Here is an 18,617-nt window from a genome sequence, read left to right as displayed (position 1 = left end):
CCCTTCGTAGCATTCATGCCCGGCTCTGAGGAGGATGATAAGGCCGGTTCGGCGAACAGGTCGGAGAGCCGCTAGGCATCCGGCGACGCCGATCCGGAGTGCTTCGCTCGAGGTGGACTTCAGTTCGTGTCGACCTCGGCTTCGTCACCGGTGTCGTCAACTTCTTCGTCGTACTCGGCAGCCAGCTCATCGACGTCGGCAGGGGCTTCCTCGCGCTGGGGCTTCTTGCCCATCGCTGCCTCAATGAGGTCAAGGAGGAAGCCCTTTCGGTGAGCGAAGTGAGCTTCGAAGTTGTCCGAGCGAAGCGCCTTGGCGTTGATACCGTGCGTCTCGATGATGGCGTCAACCACATCATCAGTGAGTCCGGACTTCGATTTGACGCGGTTCAGGTACTTGGTCGGAGCTTCTCCGCCGATCGAGCGGTTGGTGTCAGCCGCCAGCGGCGTCTTGTTAACGACGCAGTTGTAGAGCAACGCGTCGATGCCGTTCGTCTTGCTCCACTTTTCGGGGAAGATGTGGTGGATGTCGGTCTTCAGCGACGTGTACTGCACCTTGTTGAAGGTAACGTCCTTGATCCAGTCCTTCGCGCCCTCGGCGATCAGCAGCGCGTAGACACCTTTGTAGGCCGCAGCCAGCCGGGTCTTCAGCGTGTAGAGACGCTTCTCCTGGAAGATCGCGTCAGTGACGGTGATCGGCTCGCCGCCCTCTCCCTTGGCCCACTCGGGGACTTGCTCCACGTCGCGAGCGAACCGCGTTTCCGTGGTGCTGCCATAGAGTTCGCCCAAGACGCCACACCAGTACCACTGGCGGATTCTTCGGTTGATGCTGTGATAGTCGGCCTCATCGCCGAGAATGACCCGGATCACGGCAAGGGGAACGAGTTGTGGCGGGTAGGGGACGAACTTCTTGTCGAAGATGTACTGGTTGGCCAGGAACACCGCCGTCCACTCGAACGCGTCGACCAACTTGTCGCGCCACTCCAGATAGTCGTCAAGCGTGATCCGCAGGATGTCCTCGCGCCGGGCCGACACGGCCGGCCTCCGTTCGGCGGTGCTCTCGCGGTTGCGCTTGCGCGTCGCGAGCAGCGTCACGGCCTGGAGGAAGTCGGTGCTCCGTACCGTCTCCAGCGCCGACTCCTTCTTGAACCGCTCATGGATTGCCTGCCAATCGTCGTTGAGGCGGAAGTCTTCTCCGTGCTGGGCGAAATAGTCGGCGTTGCCGGCAAAGGTGGCGGTCAGCAGCTCGAAGACGTTGAGTGGGACGCCGCCGGTGTTGACCTTCTCGAAGACCGTGGCGACCGCTGACTTACTGGTGTCCTTCTTCAACTGGATCGCCGGAATCTGGTAGTTCGCCGACGGCTTGAGGATGCGGTTGGTGAACCGCTCGGCGAGATCCTTGTCCGCAAGACCGTTGACCCAGGCTGCGCCATCCCAACCGGAGTAGAGAAGCCGAAGCGGAAACCACGCCTCCCTCTGCTCCAACTCCGGGGTGCTGATATCGAAGACGATGTTGCGGTCGAAATTGGTCTTGATCTTCCCGTCGTGCGGTATGGACTTCACAGCCTCGTCGATGGCCTCATCTCCTTCGATGGCGGCACGCATGTCGACGTAGTAGCGGCGCTTGATGAGCTTGCCCTTAGCATCCTTCGTTTGAACGATGCCGGTACCCGTCAGCGCCTGCGTCAGGGACGTGAGGCGCTGTTGGCCATCGAGGAGTAGGAGCTGCGGCTCCTTGTCTGGTGGAACAAAGGTCCCCGTGATCGCCTTGGGCTTGAATCGCACCTGGTCGTTGCCGGTTTCCAGAAGCATCACGGCTCCCATAGGGTGACCGCGCAGGACGGTGACCAGCAAGGACCGGATGCGATCGTCCTCCCACTTGTACTCGCGCTGGAAGTCGGGGAGCTGGAGATGGCCAGAGGTCGTCCACTCCAGGTACTCGGACAGCGGTGGTTGCGGTGTCTCGAAGCCCATCGGGTGCACTTCCTCGTTATCGTCGGCGATGCGACCATCGGCCGCGAGAGCCAATCCTGCCAGTCGTCGCTGTCACGAATCGGATGCGCCGGGGCAAGATCGTGGTGCGCGGCACGTGCACAGTCGCGAGACAGCCAAGGCTTCAGACTACGTTCTGCTGCTCAAGCCCGGACTGTCTCTGGCAGTGGCCGAGGCCCCCGACACCCCCAGCTCTCAGCGCAGGCATGCAACGGGCGCTGTTGCATGCGGACCGTCTCCACATGTCGTCGTGGTCGGCTCCAATGGAGACGGCTGCCTCGTTCACGACCGCGTCCCTCATAGGCTGGGAGAGGGGCGGAAGCTCACCGCCGCCCTGCTCGTGTATCACTCCCGTCTATCACTTTGACCCAGCGCGATAGACACGCCATACGTCAGGAGTCAGAGGTATGTCGAACCGCCTCCGCGACGCTCGTAGCCCGTACCTCCTGCAACACGCGGACAACCCCGTGGACTGGTGGGAGTGGGGCGACGAGGCGTTCGCGGAGGCGCGCCGCCGCGACGTGCCGGTCCTGCTCAGCGTCGGGTACGCGGCCTGCCACTGGTGCCACGTCATGGCGCACGAGTCGTTCGAGGACGAGCGGGTCGCGGCCTACCTCAACGCGCACTTCGTCGCCGTCAAGGTCGATCGCGAGGAGCGGCCCGACGTCGACGCCGTGTACATGGAGTCGGTGCAGGCGCTCACGGGGCAGGGCGGCTGGCCGATGACGGCGTTCCTCACGCCCGAGGGCAAGCCGTTCTACGCGGGCACCTACTTCCCGCCGCAGCCGCGGCACGGGTTGCCGTCGTTCAGCCAGCTGCTGCAGGCCGTCGACGACGCGTGGACGCAGCGGCGCGGCGACGTCACGGAGTCGGCCGACCGCATCGGCCAGGCGCTCGGCGGGGTCGCGCAGGTCGCGGCCGGTGACGGCCCGCCCGCAGCCGCCCGCCTCGACGCCGCCGTCGCCCGGCTGGCCGCCGAGTTCGACCCGGCGGCCGGCGGCTTCGGCGGCGCGCCGAAGTTCCCGCCGTCCATGGTGCTCGAGTTCCTGCTGCGCCACCATGCGCGCACCGGCGACCCGCGCCCCCTCGCGATGGCCGAGACGACCTGCGAGCGCATGGCCCGCGGCGGCCTGTACGACCAGCTCGGCGGCGGGTTCGCCCGCTACAGCGTCGACGCCGGCTGGGTGGTGCCGCACTTCGAGAAGATGCTGTACGACAACGCGCTGCTGCTGCGCGTCTACACCCATCTCTGGCGGACCACGGCGTCGGCTGCGGCCGCGCGGGTGGTGCGCGAGACCGCCGGCTTCCTCCTGCGCGAGCTGCGCACGGCCGAGGGCGGCTTCGCCAGCTCGCTCGACGCCGACTCGCCGCCGGTGGCCGGCGCCGCTCCGGTCGAGGGCGCGTTCTACGTGTGGACGCCGGACCAGCTGCGCGAGGTGCTCGGCGACGACGACGCCTCGTGGGCGGGGGAGCTGCTGGCGGTGACGCCGTCCGGGACCTTCGAGCACGGCGCGTCGACGCTGCAGCTGCCGCGCGACCCCGACGACCCCGGACGCTGGGAGCGGGTGCGCGGCCAGCTGTTCGACGCGCGGCTGCCGCGGCCGGCGCCGGGGCGCGACGACAAGGTCGTGGCCGCCTGGAACGGCCTGGCCGTCGCGGCGCTGGCCGAGGCGGGTGCGCTGTTCGACGAGCCGGCGTGGGTCGAGGCGGCGGTCGCGGCCGCCGACCTGCTGGTCCGCCTCCACCTCGACGAGCGGGGCCGGCTGGTCCGGGTCTCGCGCGACGGCGTCGCCGGGGGCCACGCGGGGGTGCTCGAGGACTACGCCGACGTCGCCGAGGGGTTCCTGGCGCTGGTCGCGGTCACCGGCGACCCGGTCTGGCTGTCCTTCGCCGAGCAGCTGCTCGACGGCGTGCTGGCCCGGTTCACCGATCCCGCCGGCGGGTTCTTCGACACCGGCGACGACGCCACCGATGTGCGGCTCGCGGGTCTGCGCCGGCCGCAGGACCCCACCGACAACGCCACGCCGTCGGGCTGGTCGGCGGCGGCCGGCGCGCTGCTCGCCTTCGCCGCGTACACCGGGTCCGCGCGCCACCGCGACGCCGCCGACGACGCGTTGCGCATCCACGACGCGCTGGCCGAGCGAGCGCCCCGGTTCGCCGGCTGGGGGCTGGCGGTCGCCGAGGCGCGGCTCGCAGGGCCGGTCGAGGTCGCCGTCGTCGGGCACCGCGACGACGTCCGCACGGGCGAGCTGCACCGGGCGGCGCTGCGCTCGACGTCCCCGGGGGCGGTCGTCGTGGCCGGCGACCCGGACGACCCCGCGGCCGCCGCGGTGCCGCTGCTGCGCGACCGGTCCGCGGTCGGCGGCGCGCCGGCGGCCTACGTGTGCCGCAACTTCGTCTGCGAGCTGCCGACGACGGACGCCGCGGCGCTGGCCCGGCAATTGGGGTGATGCCCGGGCGGTTGATGAGAACACGCTCACCCCGTCCTCATCCGCACCCCACGCGCGGCCGCGAGGGTGGTGCGGATGAAGCGGATCACGGCGGTGGTTGCGTGAGGCACCCGCACCATGCCCGCCCGGTCGACCGCGTCCGGCACCCGGATCGGCTGACCCATCCCGTCACCGGCACCGACCTCACGGTGCGCCGCGCCTGGCCGCACGACGACTGGCACGTGCTGCTCGAGTTCGAGACGCCGGGCGGCGGGCGGCTGGCCGGGCAGTGGTTCGCCGACGCGATCCGCCGGGCCGAGGTGTTCGCCGCCACCCGCGGCGCCCTCGACCTACCCGGCCACGGGATCGTGCTGCACCCCGACGGCGCCGACCGGCGGCTGACGGCGTTGTCCGGGCTGGCGTCATGGCCGGGCAGCCGGCTGCTGGCGCACCGGCCGGAGCAGCGGGCGGTGGTGCGGCTCGGCGGCGAGGGCGACGTGTACTACGCAACGGTCGTCCGGCCCGGGGTCGACGCCGATCTCGGCCGCCGGCTCGGCGGGCTGGCCGGGCTGCTGCACGGCACGGCCACGCTGCCCTCCGTGCAGGACTGGCCCATCGGCGACGGCGTCCTGGTGCTGTCCGCGCTGCACGGGCCGACGCTGGCCGCTGCGGGCGCGACCCGGTCGGTGGCCGTCGGCGAGCTGGGGTCGGCCTGGCAGCGGCTCGGCACCGCGCTGCGGCTCCTGCACGATGCGCCGCGGGTGCCCGCTCTGACCGGGGCCGGCACGCACGACGCCGCGGCCGAGGTGGAGCTGGCGACCCGCTGGCTCGGCCCGGCCGCGGAGTACGGCCTGCTGCCGCCGGTCGACGTCGACTCGCTGCTGGCGGACCTGTCCGCGGGGGCGCCCGGGCCGGCCGGGCTCGGCTGCCCCGACCTCAGCGACGCGCAGGTCGTGGTGGGCCCCGACGGCGGCATCGGGCTGTTCGGGCTCGAGGCGGTCACCGTCGGCGAGCTGGCCCGGAGCGTGGCGAACCTGCTGGTCCGCATCGAGCTGCGGGCCACGCGGGGCGAGCTGACGCCGTCGCGGGCCCGGGCGGCACGGACGGCGGTGCTGGACGGGATGCGGCCCGACGAGGCGACGCTGGCGCGGGTGCCGGCGTATGCGCGCGCGGCCCGGCTGCGGCTGGCAGCGGAGTACGCGTTCCAGCCGCGCTGGCGGGGGCTGTCGCGCGGGCTGCTCGCGGCCGCTACGCCGTGAGCGGACAGCCCTGGTTCGTTGCTGTGTAATTCTGTAATCATCGCAACATGAGCAAAGCCACCACTGACACCGTGGAGCGGATCCGCGGCTGGCTGACGGGCCGGCTCCCGGACGACTGGTTCGAGGGCCCGCTCGAGGTCACCGTCGACCGCGAGGAGATCACGGTCGTCGGCCGCATCCCGGCCCCGGCCACCGAGGACGTCTCCGACGTCGAGCGCGAGGCGGCGCTGTCCGGCCGCATCAGCGCGTTCCGCGAGTCCACCCGCGAGCGGCGTATCGAGATCGCCCGCGAGCTCGAGCACCGCAGCGACCGCAAAGTCGCCTGGGGCGTCGACTGCGGTGACCGGCGCGAGCTGTTCACCCGGCTGGCCGCCCCCGTCATGACCCGCCTGCGGCAGCCGGAGCGTCAGGTCCTCGACACCCTGGTCGAGGCCGGGGTGGCGCGGTCCCGCTCCGAGGCGCTGGCCTGGTGCGTCAAGCTGGTCGCGAAGAACGCCGACACCTGGCTCGCCGACCTGCGCGAGGCGCTCACCCACGTCGAGGAGGTCCGGGCCACCGGCCCCGGTACCGACTGATCAGCGCACCGGCTGCCGGAAGAACCGTGGCGAGCGGCGCCCCGCGAGCCTCGTCGTCAGGTCACCGACGACCCCGAGTACGCCGCACACCGTCAGCGCCACCGTCACCGGATTGACCCAGCCGGGCACGTACTGCTCGGCCAGCGAGCCCGACGAGCAGGTGGCACTGAGCCGGAACGGCGCCTCGGTCGTCCTCCGGACATGATCGTTCGGGCAGAGGTCGTCGATGTCGAACCACGGGACGTAGACGGCGGACGCGTAGGAGAAGACGCGCGCCGCGGCACCGACCGCGGCAACGCCGACGGCGCGAGCACGTCGCGGGCAGGCCCGGTCCGCACCACGAGCCGCCCGTAGCGCCCCGGCACGACGGCGCCGATCAACGTCGCGAGCAGCGCGGTCAGCGGCACGCCATGACGACCAGCACGAACACGAGGTCGCGCCGGGACTCGTCGTCCATGCGGCCCCGGGGTCAGGTGGCGGCGACGGCGCCGACGCCGAAGGCGGCCAGCCAGATGCCGACGTGGTGACTGGCGAAGCCGGCCAGCGTGAACGCGTGGAAGACCTCGTGGTACCCGAACCAGCGCGGCGACGGGTTGGGCCGCTTCATCGCATAGGCGACGGCGCCGAGGGTGTACATGAGCCCGCCGACGATGATCAGCGTGGCCACCGCCGGGCCGCCGTAGGCGGCGAACTCGGGCAGCCAGAACACCGCCGCCCAGCCCAACGCCACGTAGATGGGCACGTACAGCCAGCGGGGCGCGCCGGCCCAGAACACCCGGAACAGCACCCCCAGCAAGGCACCGGCCCAGACCAGCCAGAGCAGCACCGTCGCGTCGCTCTCGGGCAGCACCAGCAGGGTGAACGGCGTGTACGTGCCGGCGATGATCAGGAAGATGTTGGCGTGGTCGAAGCGCCGCAGCACGGCATGCGCCCGCGGCGACCAGTGGCCGCGGTGGTACACGGCGCTGATGCCGAACAGCAGTGCGGCCGTGACGGTGTAGATGGCGGCGCTGACCCGCACCTGGGTGGTCGGCGCCACGACGATCAGCACGGTGCCCGCGAGCACGGCCACCGGGAACGTCCCGGCGTGCAGCCAGCCGCGCAGCCGGGGCTTGACGGCGGCCACCGCCTCGCGCACCTGATCGTCGAACGTCATGACCTCCACGGTACTGCGTTTCGCACCGTGGGGGACTTGCGCGGCCTGTGACCTCGCGCCGGGCGTTGGCCGTGCATTCACCGCACATGGGGCGCGGGAGAGTACTCTCTGGCGGGGAGAAGGGGACATCCGGGGAGCAGCCACGACGCTGGAGGTGCATCGGTCGATGGGTCTGTCCGACCTGGTCTACCGCATCTACGAGAAGCGCATCCAGCGGCACCTCGACCGCGGTCGGTTGCCGCAGCACGTGGCCGTGCTCATGGACGGCAACCGCCGCTGGGCGCGGGCCCTCAGCGCGCCGACCTCCAGCGGCCACCAGGCCGGCGCCGAGAAGGCGCGCGAGTTCCTCGGCTGGTGCGACGAGCTCGGCGTCCGCGTCGTCACGCTGTGGATGCTCTCGACCGACAACCTCAACCGCCCCGAGGACGAGCTGATCCCGCTGCTCGGCATCATCGAGGACCTCATCGACGACATCGCGGCCATCGGTCGCTGGCGGGTGTACCCCATGGGCGCGCTCGACCTGTTGCCGCCGCGCACCGCCACCGTCATCAAAGAGGCGGCCGACCGCACCCGCGAGATCGACGGCATGCACGTCAACGTCGCCGTCGGCTACGGCGGCCGGCGCGAGATCGCCGACGCCGTCCGGGCGCTGCTGCACGAGCACGCCGCCCGCGGCGCCTCGGTCGAGGAGGTGGCCGAGGTGGTCACCGCCGAGGGCATCGCGGCGCATCTCTACACCAAGGGCCAGCCCGACCCCGACCTCGTCATCCGGGCCAGCGGCGAGCAGCGGCTGTCCGGCTTCATGCTCTGGCAGAGCGCGAACTCGGAGTTCTACTTCTGCGAGGCCCTCTGGCCCGACTTCCGCCGGGTCGACTTCCTGCGCGCACTGCGCTCCTACAGCGAACGCGAACGCCGCTACGGCCGCTGAGTCATCAGCGCCATGAGGGCACTGTCACGCCGGCCGCTGACGTGGATTGACGGGGTCGCCGCACCGCGGATCCTCGATGAGCACGGGTCGGTGCGCCGGAAGCGCGGACGCTAGGCGGCCACCGGGTCGCGGCCCAGGAAGGCGAGCAGCCGCGAACCGGGGGCGCCGCCGTCGGGCACGGGGAGGGGTGGCGCGAACCGCAGGGGCCGGTCGGCGTCGTCGACGAGGAAGGGCGACACCGACAGCAGGCGCAGCGCGAACGACGGCGGCAGCGGCCGGTCGGCGCCGCAGGCGCGCGCGATGTCCCAGCCGTGGACGGCGATCTCCAATGCTCCGGTGACGGCGACCGCTCGTGCGGTGAGCTGCCGGTCGCCGACGGCGACGAGGTCCGGCCCGTCGCCGGCGGCGCAACGGCCGATCAGGATGCGGGCCCGTTCACGCAGCGTCCCGGCCGGATCGATGGTGTCCTCGGCGGGTCCCGGAGCGGCGACCCGGCCGGCCGCCGTCGCCTCGATGAGCGCGAGCAGCGAGTCGTCCAGGTGCCGCAGCAGCGCGCGCAGGTCCCAGCCCGCGCACGGGGTGGGACGCGACAGCAGCGCCGGCCGGACCAGCGCCAGGCTGCCGGCGGCGTACCCGAGGGCACGCTCCAGCAGCTCCGGCGCATCGGCCGGCGGGCCGGTCATGGCAGGGCGTCCGGCAGCCCGAACAGCGGGAACAGGCTCAGGTCGAAGAACTGGCCCACGTGCGAGATGCCGGCCGGGCCGGCCGTGACGACCTGGATCGCGAACGGACGGTGGACGCCGTCGGCGCCGCGCAGGTACTGGGCGAGCGCCGGCTGGCCGTTGGCGGAGATGCGCACGATGCGCAGGTCGCCGGGGGCCTTCATGGGGCACTGGACGAGGATCAGCTCGCCGATGTCGGCCGACCCGACGAACCAGGCGGCGAACGGCGGCATCTCCCAGACCGCGTCCTCGGTGAGCTGGCGCACGATGGCGTCGACGTCGTAGTTCTCGAAGGCGGTGACGTAGCGGTCCAGCAGCTCCCGGGTCTCGGGCGTGAGCGGCTCGACGGCGTCGTCCGGGGACGGCGCGACCCTGTCGAGCTGCGCGTGTGCCCGCTGCAGCATGCTGTTGACCGCCGCCGGCGACGTCTCGAGCAGGTCGGCCACCTCGGCGGCCTTCCATCTCAGCACGTCGCGGAGCACGAGCACGGCTCGCTGCCGCGGCGGCAGGTGCTGCAGCGCCGCGACCAGTGCCAGGCGCACGCTCTCGCGCGAGGTGACGACGGTGGCGGGGTCGACGCCGTCGGCGTTGTCGGCGCCGATGGCGACGTCGGGCAGCGGCTCCAGCCACGGCACCTCGGACCGCTCGATCAGGTCGCCGGCCGGTTCGGTGCTGGGCCCGCCGAGGCCGGTGGGCATCGGCCGGCGGCCGCGGCTCTCGAGCGCCGTCAGGCAGGCATTGGTCGCGATGCGGTACAGCCAGGTGCGCAGTGACGAGCGGTCCTCGAACCGGTCGTACGCGCGCCACGCCCGCAGATAGGTCTCTTGCACGAGGTCCTCGGCGTCGTGGACCGAGCCGAGCATGCGGTAGCAGTGCGCGAGCAGCTCGCGCCGGTAGGGGTCGGCCAGCTGCTGGAAGTCGCCCCGCGGCTCGCCGGTGGTCGTCGTCTGCACCATCGCCTCCCTGGTCCTGTGCCGACCCTATGCCGCCGACGGCGTCCGCCGCGGCGCCGTCGTGGTCGCCTCGGGGGTGCGCCGCCGCCACAGCAGCGCGACCGCCGCCACTGCGCCGAGCACGGTGAACCCGGCCGCCACCAGGAACCCGGTCTGCGCGCCCGCCGTCAGTGCGGTCAGCGGATCGGCGCCGCCCGCGGCGAGGTCGTCGGCCCGTGCGACGGCGACGGAGGTGAGGGTCGCGACACCGAGCGTGGAGCCGATGGTGAACGACGTCTCCTCCAGCCCGGACGCGAGCCCGGACTCCGACTCCGCGACGCCGGCCAGCGCCGCGATCTGCGACGATACGAACGCGCCGCCCATGCCCAGGCCGAAGACCAGCAGGCCGGCCAGCAGGTCGCTCGCGAACGAGCCGTCGGCGGAGACCCGGCTGAGCAGCAGCAGCGAGATGCCGAGCACGACCATGCCGCCGAGCGCGACCGGCCCGAACCCGGCCTTCGTCACCACATGCTGGCTGAGCACGACGCTGCCGATCGACGCCACCGTCATGACCGCCACCGCCGACCCGAACTGCAGGGCGGTGAAGCCGAGCACCTGCTGTGCGTAGAGCGTGACGAGGATGAGCATGCCGTCGACCGCGATGCCGGCCACCAGGACCACCAGGTTCCCGCCGACCAGCGTGCGCGACCGGAAGATCCGCAACGGCACCAGCGGCGCCGGCGCGCGCGCCTCGATCCGCACGAACAGCGCGCCCAGCGCCAGCGCGCCGGCGAGCAGGAGCGCCGTCCGCGCCGTCGGGCGGCCGGACTCCGCGGCGTCGAACATCGTGTAGACGAACAGCGCCAGCGCCGCCGTCACCGTCACCGCGCCGGCCAGGTCGAAGCGGCGCGGAACGTCGCGGTCGCGGCTCTCGGGCAGGAGGACGGGGCTCAGCACGAGGACGAGCACGCAGACCGGCACGTTGACGAAGAAGATCCATGACCAGCCCAGGCCGTCGGTCAGAAGGCCGCCGAGCAGCAGCCCGGCGGTCGCGCCGACACCGCCGAGCCCGCCCCACACGCCCAGGGCCCGGTGCCGGTCCGGACCCTCCGGGAACACCGTCATCAGCAGCGACAGGCCGGCCGGGGTCAGCACCGCCGCGCCGACGCCCTGCAGCGTCCGCGCGGCGATGAGCAGCTCAGCCGACCACGCCAGCCCGCACAGCAACGACGCCGCAGCGAACACCGCGACAGCGGCCATGAACACGCGGCGCCGGCCGAGGAGGTCGGCCAGGCGCCCGCCGAAGAGCATCAGCCCGCCGACCGTCACGCCGTACGCCGTCACCACCCACTGGATGCCCGCCGCCGAGAAGTCGAGGTCGTCGGCGATCGACGGCAGGGCCGTGAACACGCTGGTCGAGTCGAGCACGCCCATGAAGAAGGCGGCCGCGACGACGGTGAGCGCGAGCCAGCGGCGATTCGTCGTCGCCGTCACGTCGCCTCCGGGGTCGTGTCCTGGCTCGACGAGGCGAGCTGCGCCTTGTGCTCCTCGCTGATCTGGATGAACTGGACATAGTTGCCGTCCGGGTCGACCGCCGTGGCGAAGAGGCTGCCGTCGCGGTCCTCCAACGGCGCCAGCCAGGTCACGCCCATCTCGTCCAGCCGGGCCACGACCGCGCGGGCGTCGTCGACGTCGAAGTTGAGGATCATGCGCGCGGGCTCCGGGTTCGCCGGCCCGACGTCGTCGCGCTGGTCGATCATCAGGTGGAAGTCGCCGTAGCGCAGGATCCGGTAGGTGTCGACGCGCGCGTCGTCGGCGGGGGTGACCGCCGCGGCGTACCAGGCGCCCAGCCGGTCCGGATCGGCGCTGGACAGCAGCATGCTGGCAAGGGTGGGGCCGCTCATGGTGTCTCCTCGGGTCGGGTCTCTCACAAGGACAGACCCGGCGAGCGGCCGAGAGTCATCGGTCCCGGCGCTGTCGGTGCCGCCTGGTTGACTGGCGGCATGAGTGATCGAGACATCCTGGTCCTCGGCGGCACCGGCACCATCGGCCGGCGGCTCACCGCGCGGCTGCGCGATGCGGGGGCGTCGGTAAGGGCGGCGGCACGGCGGGGCGACGTCCGATTCGACTGGTCCGCACCGGCCACGTGGGGACCCGCGCTCGACGGTGCCGACCGGCTGTACCTCATGGCACCCGACGGCGTCGGGGTCGACCCCGCGTTCGTCGAGCAGGCGGCCGGCTCCGGCGTACGGCGCATCGTGCTGCTGTCGAGCCGTGGCATCGAGGCCATGGGCGACCAGCGACTGCTCGACGCCGAGGCGACGGTGCGCGCGTCCGGCGCCGAGTGGACCATCCTCCGCGCCGACTGGTTCGACCAGAACTTCGACGAGGGCTTCTTCCGGCCGGCGGTGCTGGCCGGCGAGCTGGCCATGCCGCTCGGCGACGTGCGGTACTCGTTCGTCGACGCCGGCGACATCGCGGCGGTGGCGGCCGCGGTGCTCTCCGACGACGGCCACGGCGGGCAGGTCTACGACGTCACCGGGCCGCGGGCGCTCTCGTTCGGCGAGGCCGCGAGCATCATCGGCCGGGTCGCCGGACGCCCCGTCCGCCACCTCGGGTCCGACGGCGACTACCTCGCCCAGCAGCAGGCGCTCGGGGTGCCGCGCGAGGCCGCCGGCGGTGCGCTCGCCGCGTTCGCGGCGCTCCGCGAGCAGGGCGACGCCGAACCCAGCGACACCGTCCAGCGGGTCGGCGGCCAGGGACCGCTGTCGTTCGAGACCTACGCCGCCGGGGCGGCCGCGACCGGCGCCTGGAGCGACTGAGCGCCTCCCCGGGGCACCGGCGGCTTCACGGCTCGGGATCGCCGCCCGGGCGCTGGACCGACCCGACGACGCGGATGCCGTACTGGTCCAGGACGTAGGTCGTGTGGATGTGCTTGCCCGCATGGCCACGGGCTGCCTCTTCGGCGTTGCCGTACGACGTGAACTCGCGCCCGGACCTGTGGCAGGTCGGGCAGTGGGCTCGGTAGGCCGGCGCGAAGCGCTGCTCGGGTGCTTCGTTCGCCGGGCTCATGCGCCGTGCACCTGTGCCGTGAGCATCTCGTCCCCTCAGATCGCCAGTGATCCCCCGCGGATCGGCCGCGCGTGGTGGATCACCCGGAGCGGCGAGTGGCGCCGGTCCGCTGCACCGGCGCGGCGGGCGTGGTCAGCGACCGGCCCAGATAGGTGCTGAGTGCGGCGTGTACCGAGCACTCGCCCTGCCGCGACCCGGGGTGCCAGCGCCGCGACTTGGTACGGCAGATGGTGCAGTTGCCGTCGGCGTCGACGCGGTGCAGCTGCTGGAGCTGGGCGACGCCGCTGAGCAGGCGCAGCAGCCGCTCCGACGAGTCGCGGTCGAGGACGGTGTCGCCCTCGAGCAGCTGCCCGGTCAGGCTCTCGAGCTCGTTGCCGATGGCCCGGTACCGGGCCGGCGTGCCGCTGTCCGGCGTGGCCGCGCCGGGCGCCGGTGCCACGGGCGGTGGCTCCGTTGCCAGGGGATCGTCGAACTCGCCGGCCTTCGCGCCGTCGACGAACGCCGTCATCTCGTCCTGCGTGAAGATCAGCGCGGGGCCGTCGGGGTGACGGGAGTTGCGCACCGCGATGGTGCCGGTGGGCAGCGGGGCCACTTCCACGCAGTTGCCCTGCGCTCCGCTCTTGCTGCTCTTGCGCCAGACGGCATGGGGGATGTCCGAAGCCGTCACACCGTTGACGATCGTGTCCATGCCGCTCATCTCCCAGGGCGTCGACCGGTCCGATGCGTGCACTTGCCGGTGCAGACGAATCTAGCACGGTGCGCGTGCATGTGCAGATGCACGCCATATTCCCGTCGTATCAGTTGCGCGACAGCCGTGCGAGCCGCGCAACGAAAGTGGATCATGCGCCGACGGCGTGGGCGCTGCGTGATCTTCGTGGCTGCTTCGCGCCCGGCGTGCATGGCGCACCAGTGATCATGGGTGCACTCCGTACGCGCGCGTACGGAGGAGAGGACCGTGGGCGAGCGGCCCGCGGGCGCGCCCGCTCAGATCTCGGCGCGGAGCTTCGCCAGCATCTGGCGGCTGTCCTCGGGCGTCTCGGCGTCGACGGCGAGACGGTCGAGCACGCGGCCGTAGGTCTCGACCTCGTCCATGCGGTCGAGGTAGAGCGCGCCGGTGAGGTGCTCGATGTAGACGAGCGTGGGGAGCTCGTTCTCGGCGAAGCGGAGCATGGTGAAGGCGCCCTCGGCCGCGTTGGAGTTGCGCTCGTAGGTGACGATCTGCACGGTGATGTGCGGCATGCTGCTCGCCTCGAGCATGGCGGTGAGCTGCGCGTCGAGCACCTTGCGGCCGCCGACTGGGCGGTGCAGCACCGACTCGTCGAGCACCACCCACAGGTGCGGCGCGCCCGGGCGGGCGAGGATGCGCTGCCGGCGCCTGCGCACGTCGATGCGCTGCTCGATGTCGTCGGTGGCGTACTGCGGCCGCCCGTGGGTCATGACGGCGCGGGCGTAGTCCTCGGTCTGGAGCAGTCCGGGAACGAACTGGTGCTCGTAGGACTGGATGAGCGACGCCGACTCCTCGAGTCCGACGAAGTCGTTGAACCACCCCGGGATGACGTTGTTGTAGCGGTGCCACCAGCCTTGCTGGTTGGACTGCTTGACGAGGTCGAGGAAGGCCTCGCGCTCGATGGGGTCGTTGACGCCGTACGTGGTGAGCAGGTCGGCGACGTCGCGCTCCTTGAACGAGACCTTGCCGGCCTCGAGGCGGCTCATCTTCGACTCCGACGCGCGGATGGTGAAGCCGGCGTCGGCGCGCGACAGCTCGGCGGCCTCGCGCAGGCGGCGCAGCTGGGCGCCCAGGACCATGCGGCGTGCGGTGGGCGCGCTGGTACGCGCTTCGGCCGGGCTGTTGCCCGTCGCCTCGCCCGTCATGTGCGCCCTCCTTCGTCGGCCGAGCCTGAGCCGGCCGCAGACCCCATCATCTTAGGGAGCCTTCGCTTCATGATCCAGGCTGACGTGCGGGATGAGGGCGACCCGTGCGCTGTCGGTGCAACGCCATTGCGCCGATGATCAACCAGACCTACGCTATGGGCGATCGATTCCCCGGGTCTAGACCAAGGACTGATCAATGCCTGATGCTCCTCGAGCAGCCCGTGTGCCCGTCGGTGTGGACCCGAACCGCGCGAGCATCGCTCGCGTGTACGACGCGTTCCTCGGCGGCACGGACAACTACGAGATCGACCGCGAGGTGTTCCGCCGGGTCGCCCAGGCCGCGCCCGAGGCACGCGACCTCGCCATCGACAACCGGGGCTTCCTCATCCGGGCTTGCCGGTTCCTGGCGTCCCGGGCGGGCATCAAGCAGTTCCTCGACTGCGGGTCCGGCCTGCCGACGGCCGAGAACGTGCACCAGGTGGTCCAGCGCGCCGACCCGGAGACGCGGGTCGTCTACGTCGACAACGACCCCGTGGTGCTGGCGCACGGCCGGGCGCTGCTCGAGGAGAACGCCTACACCCACTTCGTGTCGGCCGACATCTTCGAGCCGCAAGAGGTGCTCGAGAACCCGGTGGTGCGCAAGCATCTCGACTTCTCCGAGCCGATCGGCTTCCTGCAGTTCGGCACCCTGCACCACTTCGAGGGCCCGAAGGACGGCCCCGCCGAGCTCATGAAGACCTACATCGACGCGCTGCCCACTGGGTCCTACGTCGCGATCTCGCACTTCCTCGACCCCGAGAACCAGTTCAGCAGCGTGGCGCGGCACATGGAGGAGCACTTCCGGGGCAGCCCCATGGGCTCCGGGACGTTCCGCACGAAGAACGAGATCGTCGAGCTGTTCGACGGCCTCGACCTCATCGAGCCGGGCGTCACGAAGTGCGCGGAGTGGTGGCCCGACGGCCCCCAGCTGACGCCGCTGAGCCAGGCCCAGGAGTGCATCGCCGGAGGTGTCGGCGTCAAGCGCTGACCCGGCCGGCACTCGTACCCGACCCCGTACCCGCGCGAAGATCGTGCGGGTACGTCCATGTGCGGCGCCGATCGTCCGGCCGCGGCGGCGCCCGGCGAAACACATCGTTCACGGGCCGTTAAGGCGTGTCCTATCGCTGTGATCCTGCCTGGCGGTAATCTGGGCAGTGGCGGACGGTGGGTAGCCGGCCGCTCGGGAGGCCCGTCCTACGTGCTGACACCATGGCGCGAACGGAGGGCCGGCACCCGGCCCAGTGGGCTCGGTCCCGGCACTCCGCGCGACACAGACGCCTGATCCGTCAGGGTGCATTCAGGCGTGAGGGAGACGGACGTGGCCGCTTCCAAGAACCAGACCCCCCGTCGTCGCACCACCCGGCAGGAGCCGGCTCGCCGCACCTACGTCCTCGATACGAGCGTGCTGCTGGCCGATCCCTACGCGATCCTCCGCTTCGCAGAGCACGAGGTCGTCCTGCCGATCGTGGTGATCACCGAGCTCGAGGCCAAGCGCCACCATCCAGAGCTGGGGTACTTCGCGCGAGCGGCATTGCGGCTGCTCGACGAGCTCCGGGTGGAACACGGCCGGCTCGACGACCCCATACCGGTGGGCGACGACGACGGCACGGTCCGCGTGGAACTGAACCACACCGATCCCGAGGTGCTGCCGGCCGGTTTCCGGCTCGGCGACAACGACTCCCGCATCCTCGCGGTGGCGCGCAACCTGGCCGCCGAGGGCCATGACGTCACGCTGGTCTCCAAGGACCTCCCGATGCGGGTCAAGGCCTCGTCGGTCGGCCTGCACGCCGAGGAGTACCGCGCCGAGACCGTCATCGAGTCCGGCTGGACCGGCATGGCCGAGCTCGAGGTGGCGGGCAGCCTGCTCGACGAGCTGTACGAGAACGGGTACGCCGACCTCGAGCAGGCGCGCGACCTGCCCTGCCACACCGGTCTGGTGCTGCACAGCGAGCGCGGCAGCGGGCTGGGCCGCATGACGCCGGACAAGCGGATCAAGCTGGTCCGCGGCGACCGCGAGGCGTTCGGGCTGCACGGCCGGTCGGCGGAGCAGCGCATCGCGCTGGATCTGCTGCTCGACGACGAGATCGGCATCGTCTCCATGGGCGGACGGGCCGGCACCGGCAAGTCGGCGCTGGCGCTGTGCGCGGGGCTCGAGGCGGTCATGGAGCGCCGGGTGCACAAGAAGGTCGTCGTGTTCCGGCCGCTGTACGCCGTCGGCGGCCAGGACCTCGGCTACCTCCCGGGCAGCGAGTCCGAGAAGATGAACCCCTGGGCGCAGGCGGTCTTCGACACCCTCGGCGCGCTGACCACTCAGGACGTCATCGACGAGGTGGTCGAGCGGGGCATGCTCGAGGTGCTCCCGCTCACCCACATCCGCGGCCGGTCGCTGCACGACTCCTTCGTCATCGTCGACGAGGCGCAGTCGCTGGAGCGCAACGTGCTGCTCACCGTCCTGTCGCGCATCGGCAGCAACTCCCGAGTCGTCCTCACCCACGACGTCGGGCAGCGCGACAATCTCCGCGTGGGCCGGCACGACGGCGTCGTCGCGGTGGCCGAGAAGCTCAAGGGCCACCCGCTGTTCGCCCACGTCACGCTGACCCGCTCGGAGCGGTCGCCGATCGCCGCTCTGGTCACCGAGATGCTGGAGCGCATGCCCGGGTGAGCGAAGTCTCATCTGGTTGATTCGTCAGCTATATCCGGAGCTCCCGCGTCACCCGCCGGCAGGCGGGGTGGCGCGGGAGTTCCCGCTGTTCAGCGCGGTGGGCGAGGCCTGGACGACGGCGTCGGCTGCGGCTTCCGCGGATGGCCACGACGGCTCCGCGGAGCGTCACGATCGCCCGTGTGACACGCCGGTGAGTTGGCAGAGGTCACGATTCCATTGCAAGGTGTTGGGGCCCTACAGGAAGGTATGCCCCCTCGTGCATCGAAGACGCAGGCGTCTGCGCCGGGTCTCCGTCGGACTCGGCATCCTCGCATCGATCACCGTCCTCGCCACCCTCTTCACGGGGTGGCTCGTCGATTCCACCGGCTCCGCGACCACCGCGCTGAGCGCCGAACGGCATCAGCAGCTGGCACTCCCGGAGGTCGGCGCCAAGGCCCAGGCCCCGGAGAAGCCGTCGCTCGAACGCGACCTCGCCGCTGCCGCCGAGGCCCAGGTGCAGGCCGAAGAGGCCGCGGCCCAGGCCAAGGCGGAAGCCGAGGCGAAGGCCAAGGCCGAGGCCGAAGCGGCCGCCGCCGCGGAGGCCGCCCGCCGGGAGGCGGCCGAGCAGGCCGCCCGGTCCCTGGAGCGGGCCATCGACGACCCCCAGTCCGCGGCCCGCACGCTCATGGCCGACTACGGCTGGGGCGACGACCAGTTCCAGTGCCTGGACAACCTGTGGACCCGCGAGTCCAACTGGCGGCACACGGCCGAGAACCCGTCGTCCGGCGCCTACGGGATCCCGCAGTCGCTGCCGGCGAGCAAGATGTCCCGGTTCGGCGACGACTACCGGACCAACCCGGTCACCCAGATCGAGTGGGGCCTCTGGTACATCGAGGGCCGCTACGGCGACCCGTGCGGTGCCTGGGCGCACTCGGAGTCCGTCGGCTGGTACTGAGGCCGGACCGGAATCCCCCGCACAGACGGCGAACCCCCGTCACCGCAGC

At 71.6% G+C, this 18,617-nt stretch carries 17 protein-coding genes; 8 read left to right on the top strand and 9 right to left on the bottom strand.

Going from position 1 to position 18,617, the window contains the following annotated elements; all coding sequences use genetic code 11:
• Positions 1-119 precede the first annotated feature (119 nt).
• Positions 120-2,024 (bottom strand): GmrSD restriction endonuclease domain-containing protein, encoded by a 1,905-nt coding sequence (locus E1212_RS16635; protein WP_203416925.1) that lies wholly within the window; start codon positions 2,022-2,024, stop codon positions 120-122.
• Positions 2,025-2,395: 371 nt separating this feature from the next.
• On the opposite strand from E1212_RS16635, the gene E1212_RS16630 reads away from it, so the two are divergent.
• From E1212_RS16630 to E1212_RS16620, 3 genes are all read left to right on the top strand, one after another.
• The gene (locus E1212_RS16630) at positions 2,396-4,438 is read left to right on the top strand and encodes a thioredoxin domain-containing protein (protein WP_131984418.1); all 2,043 of its coding nucleotides are present in this window, start codon (positions 2,396-2,398) and stop codon (positions 4,436-4,438) included.
• A gap of 101 nt (positions 4,439-4,539) precedes the next feature.
• On the top strand, positions 4,540-5,676 hold the full coding sequence (locus E1212_RS16625; RefSeq protein ID WP_131984416.1) for a hypothetical protein: 1,137 nt from the start codon (positions 4,540-4,542) through the stop codon (positions 5,674-5,676).
• Positions 5,677-5,723: 47 nt separating this feature from the next.
• Positions 5,724-6,251 carry a hypothetical protein gene (locus E1212_RS16620; RefSeq protein WP_131984414.1) on the top strand — a complete coding sequence of 176 codons (528 nt, stop codon included), beginning with the start codon at positions 5,724-5,726 and terminating at the stop codon, positions 6,249-6,251.
• A gap of 469 nt (positions 6,252-6,720) precedes the next feature.
• Here E1212_RS16620 and trhA read toward each other — a convergent pair whose 3' ends face one another.
• Positions 6,721-7,407 carry a PAQR family membrane homeostasis protein TrhA gene (gene trhA, locus E1212_RS16615; RefSeq protein WP_203416924.1) on the bottom strand — a complete coding sequence of 229 codons (687 nt, stop codon included), beginning with the start codon at positions 7,405-7,407 and terminating at the stop codon, positions 6,721-6,723.
• Positions 7,408-7,573: 166 nt separating this feature from the next.
• Between trhA and E1212_RS16610 the strand changes: the two genes are divergently transcribed.
• Positions 7,574-8,335, top strand: coding sequence for an isoprenyl transferase (locus tag E1212_RS16610; protein ID WP_131984410.1), 762 nt, complete (start codon positions 7,574-7,576; stop codon positions 8,333-8,335).
• Between the two features lie 110 nt (positions 8,336-8,445).
• On the opposite strand, the gene E1212_RS16605 is transcribed toward E1212_RS16610, so the two are convergent.
• The 4 genes from E1212_RS16605 to E1212_RS16590 are packed head-to-tail and all read right to left on the bottom strand — an operon-like array spanning position 8,446 to position 11,893.
• On the bottom strand, positions 8,446-9,018 hold the full coding sequence (locus E1212_RS16605) for a TIGR03086 family metal-binding protein (protein WP_131984408.1): 573 nt from the start codon (positions 9,016-9,018) through the stop codon (positions 8,446-8,448).
• A complete protein-coding gene (locus E1212_RS16600; protein WP_131984406.1) occupies positions 9,015-10,013 on the bottom strand; it encodes a sigma-70 family RNA polymerase sigma factor in 999 nt (332 codons plus the stop codon). Before E1212_RS16600 ends, E1212_RS16605 begins: the two co-directional genes overlap by 4 nt.
• A 24-nt stretch (positions 10,014-10,037) precedes the next feature.
• Positions 10,038-11,483 carry an MFS transporter gene (locus E1212_RS16595; RefSeq protein ID WP_131984404.1) on the bottom strand — a complete coding sequence of 482 codons (1,446 nt, stop codon included), beginning with the start codon at positions 11,481-11,483 and terminating at the stop codon, positions 10,038-10,040.
• Positions 11,480-11,893, bottom strand: coding sequence for a VOC family protein (locus E1212_RS16590; RefSeq protein ID WP_131984402.1), 414 nt, complete (start codon positions 11,891-11,893; stop codon positions 11,480-11,482). Before E1212_RS16590 ends, E1212_RS16595 begins: the two co-directional genes overlap by 4 nt.
• 99 nt (positions 11,894-11,992) lie before the next feature.
• Here E1212_RS16590 and E1212_RS16585 point away from each other — a divergent pair, with 99 nt between their 5' ends.
• Complete coding sequence (locus tag E1212_RS16585) at positions 11,993-12,811, top strand: NAD(P)H-binding protein (protein WP_131984400.1); 819 nt, start codon at positions 11,993-11,995, stop codon at positions 12,809-12,811.
• Between the two features lie 25 nt (positions 12,812-12,836).
• Here the strand turns inward: E1212_RS16585 and E1212_RS16580 are convergent, their stop codons facing one another.
• The 3 genes from E1212_RS16580 to E1212_RS16570 form a co-directional block, all read right to left on the bottom strand.
• Positions 12,837-13,061, bottom strand: a complete 225-nt coding sequence (locus tag E1212_RS16580; RefSeq protein WP_131984398.1) for a hypothetical protein — start codon at positions 13,059-13,061, stop codon at positions 12,837-12,839.
• A 79-nt stretch (positions 13,062-13,140) separates the two neighbouring features.
• On the bottom strand, positions 13,141-13,749 hold the full coding sequence (locus E1212_RS16575; RefSeq protein ID WP_131984396.1) for a DUF397 domain-containing protein: 609 nt from the start codon (positions 13,747-13,749) through the stop codon (positions 13,141-13,143).
• 296 nt (positions 13,750-14,045) lie between these two features.
• Entirely contained in the window at positions 14,046-14,933 is an 888-nt protein-coding gene (locus E1212_RS16570; protein WP_131984394.1) for a helix-turn-helix domain-containing protein, read from the bottom strand.
• Between the two features lie 196 nt (positions 14,934-15,129).
• Here E1212_RS16570 and E1212_RS16565 point away from each other — a divergent pair, with 196 nt between their 5' ends.
• From E1212_RS16565 to E1212_RS29510, 3 genes are all read left to right on the top strand, one after another.
• Positions 15,130-15,960 (top strand): SAM-dependent methyltransferase, encoded by an 831-nt coding sequence (locus tag E1212_RS16565; RefSeq protein WP_131984392.1) that lies wholly within the window; start codon positions 15,130-15,132, stop codon positions 15,958-15,960.
• A 330-nt stretch (positions 15,961-16,290) separates the two neighbouring features.
• A complete protein-coding gene (locus E1212_RS16560; RefSeq protein ID WP_131984390.1) occupies positions 16,291-17,634 on the top strand; it encodes a PhoH family protein in 1,344 nt (447 codons plus the stop codon).
• Between the two features lie 256 nt (positions 17,635-17,890).
• Positions 17,891-18,568 (top strand): aggregation-promoting factor C-terminal-like domain-containing protein, encoded by a 678-nt coding sequence (locus tag E1212_RS29510; RefSeq protein WP_162605511.1) that lies wholly within the window; start codon positions 17,891-17,893, stop codon positions 18,566-18,568.
• Positions 18,569-18,617 lie beyond the last annotated feature (49 nt).

This window comes from Jiangella ureilytica (assembly GCF_004348545.1).
In the GTDB taxonomy this organism is placed as follows: Bacteria; Actinomycetota; Actinomycetes; order Jiangellales; family Jiangellaceae; genus Jiangella; species Jiangella ureilytica.
The sequence above is the reverse complement of the archived record's forward strand: the minus strand, read 5'-3'. Positions and strand labels throughout refer to the sequence as shown.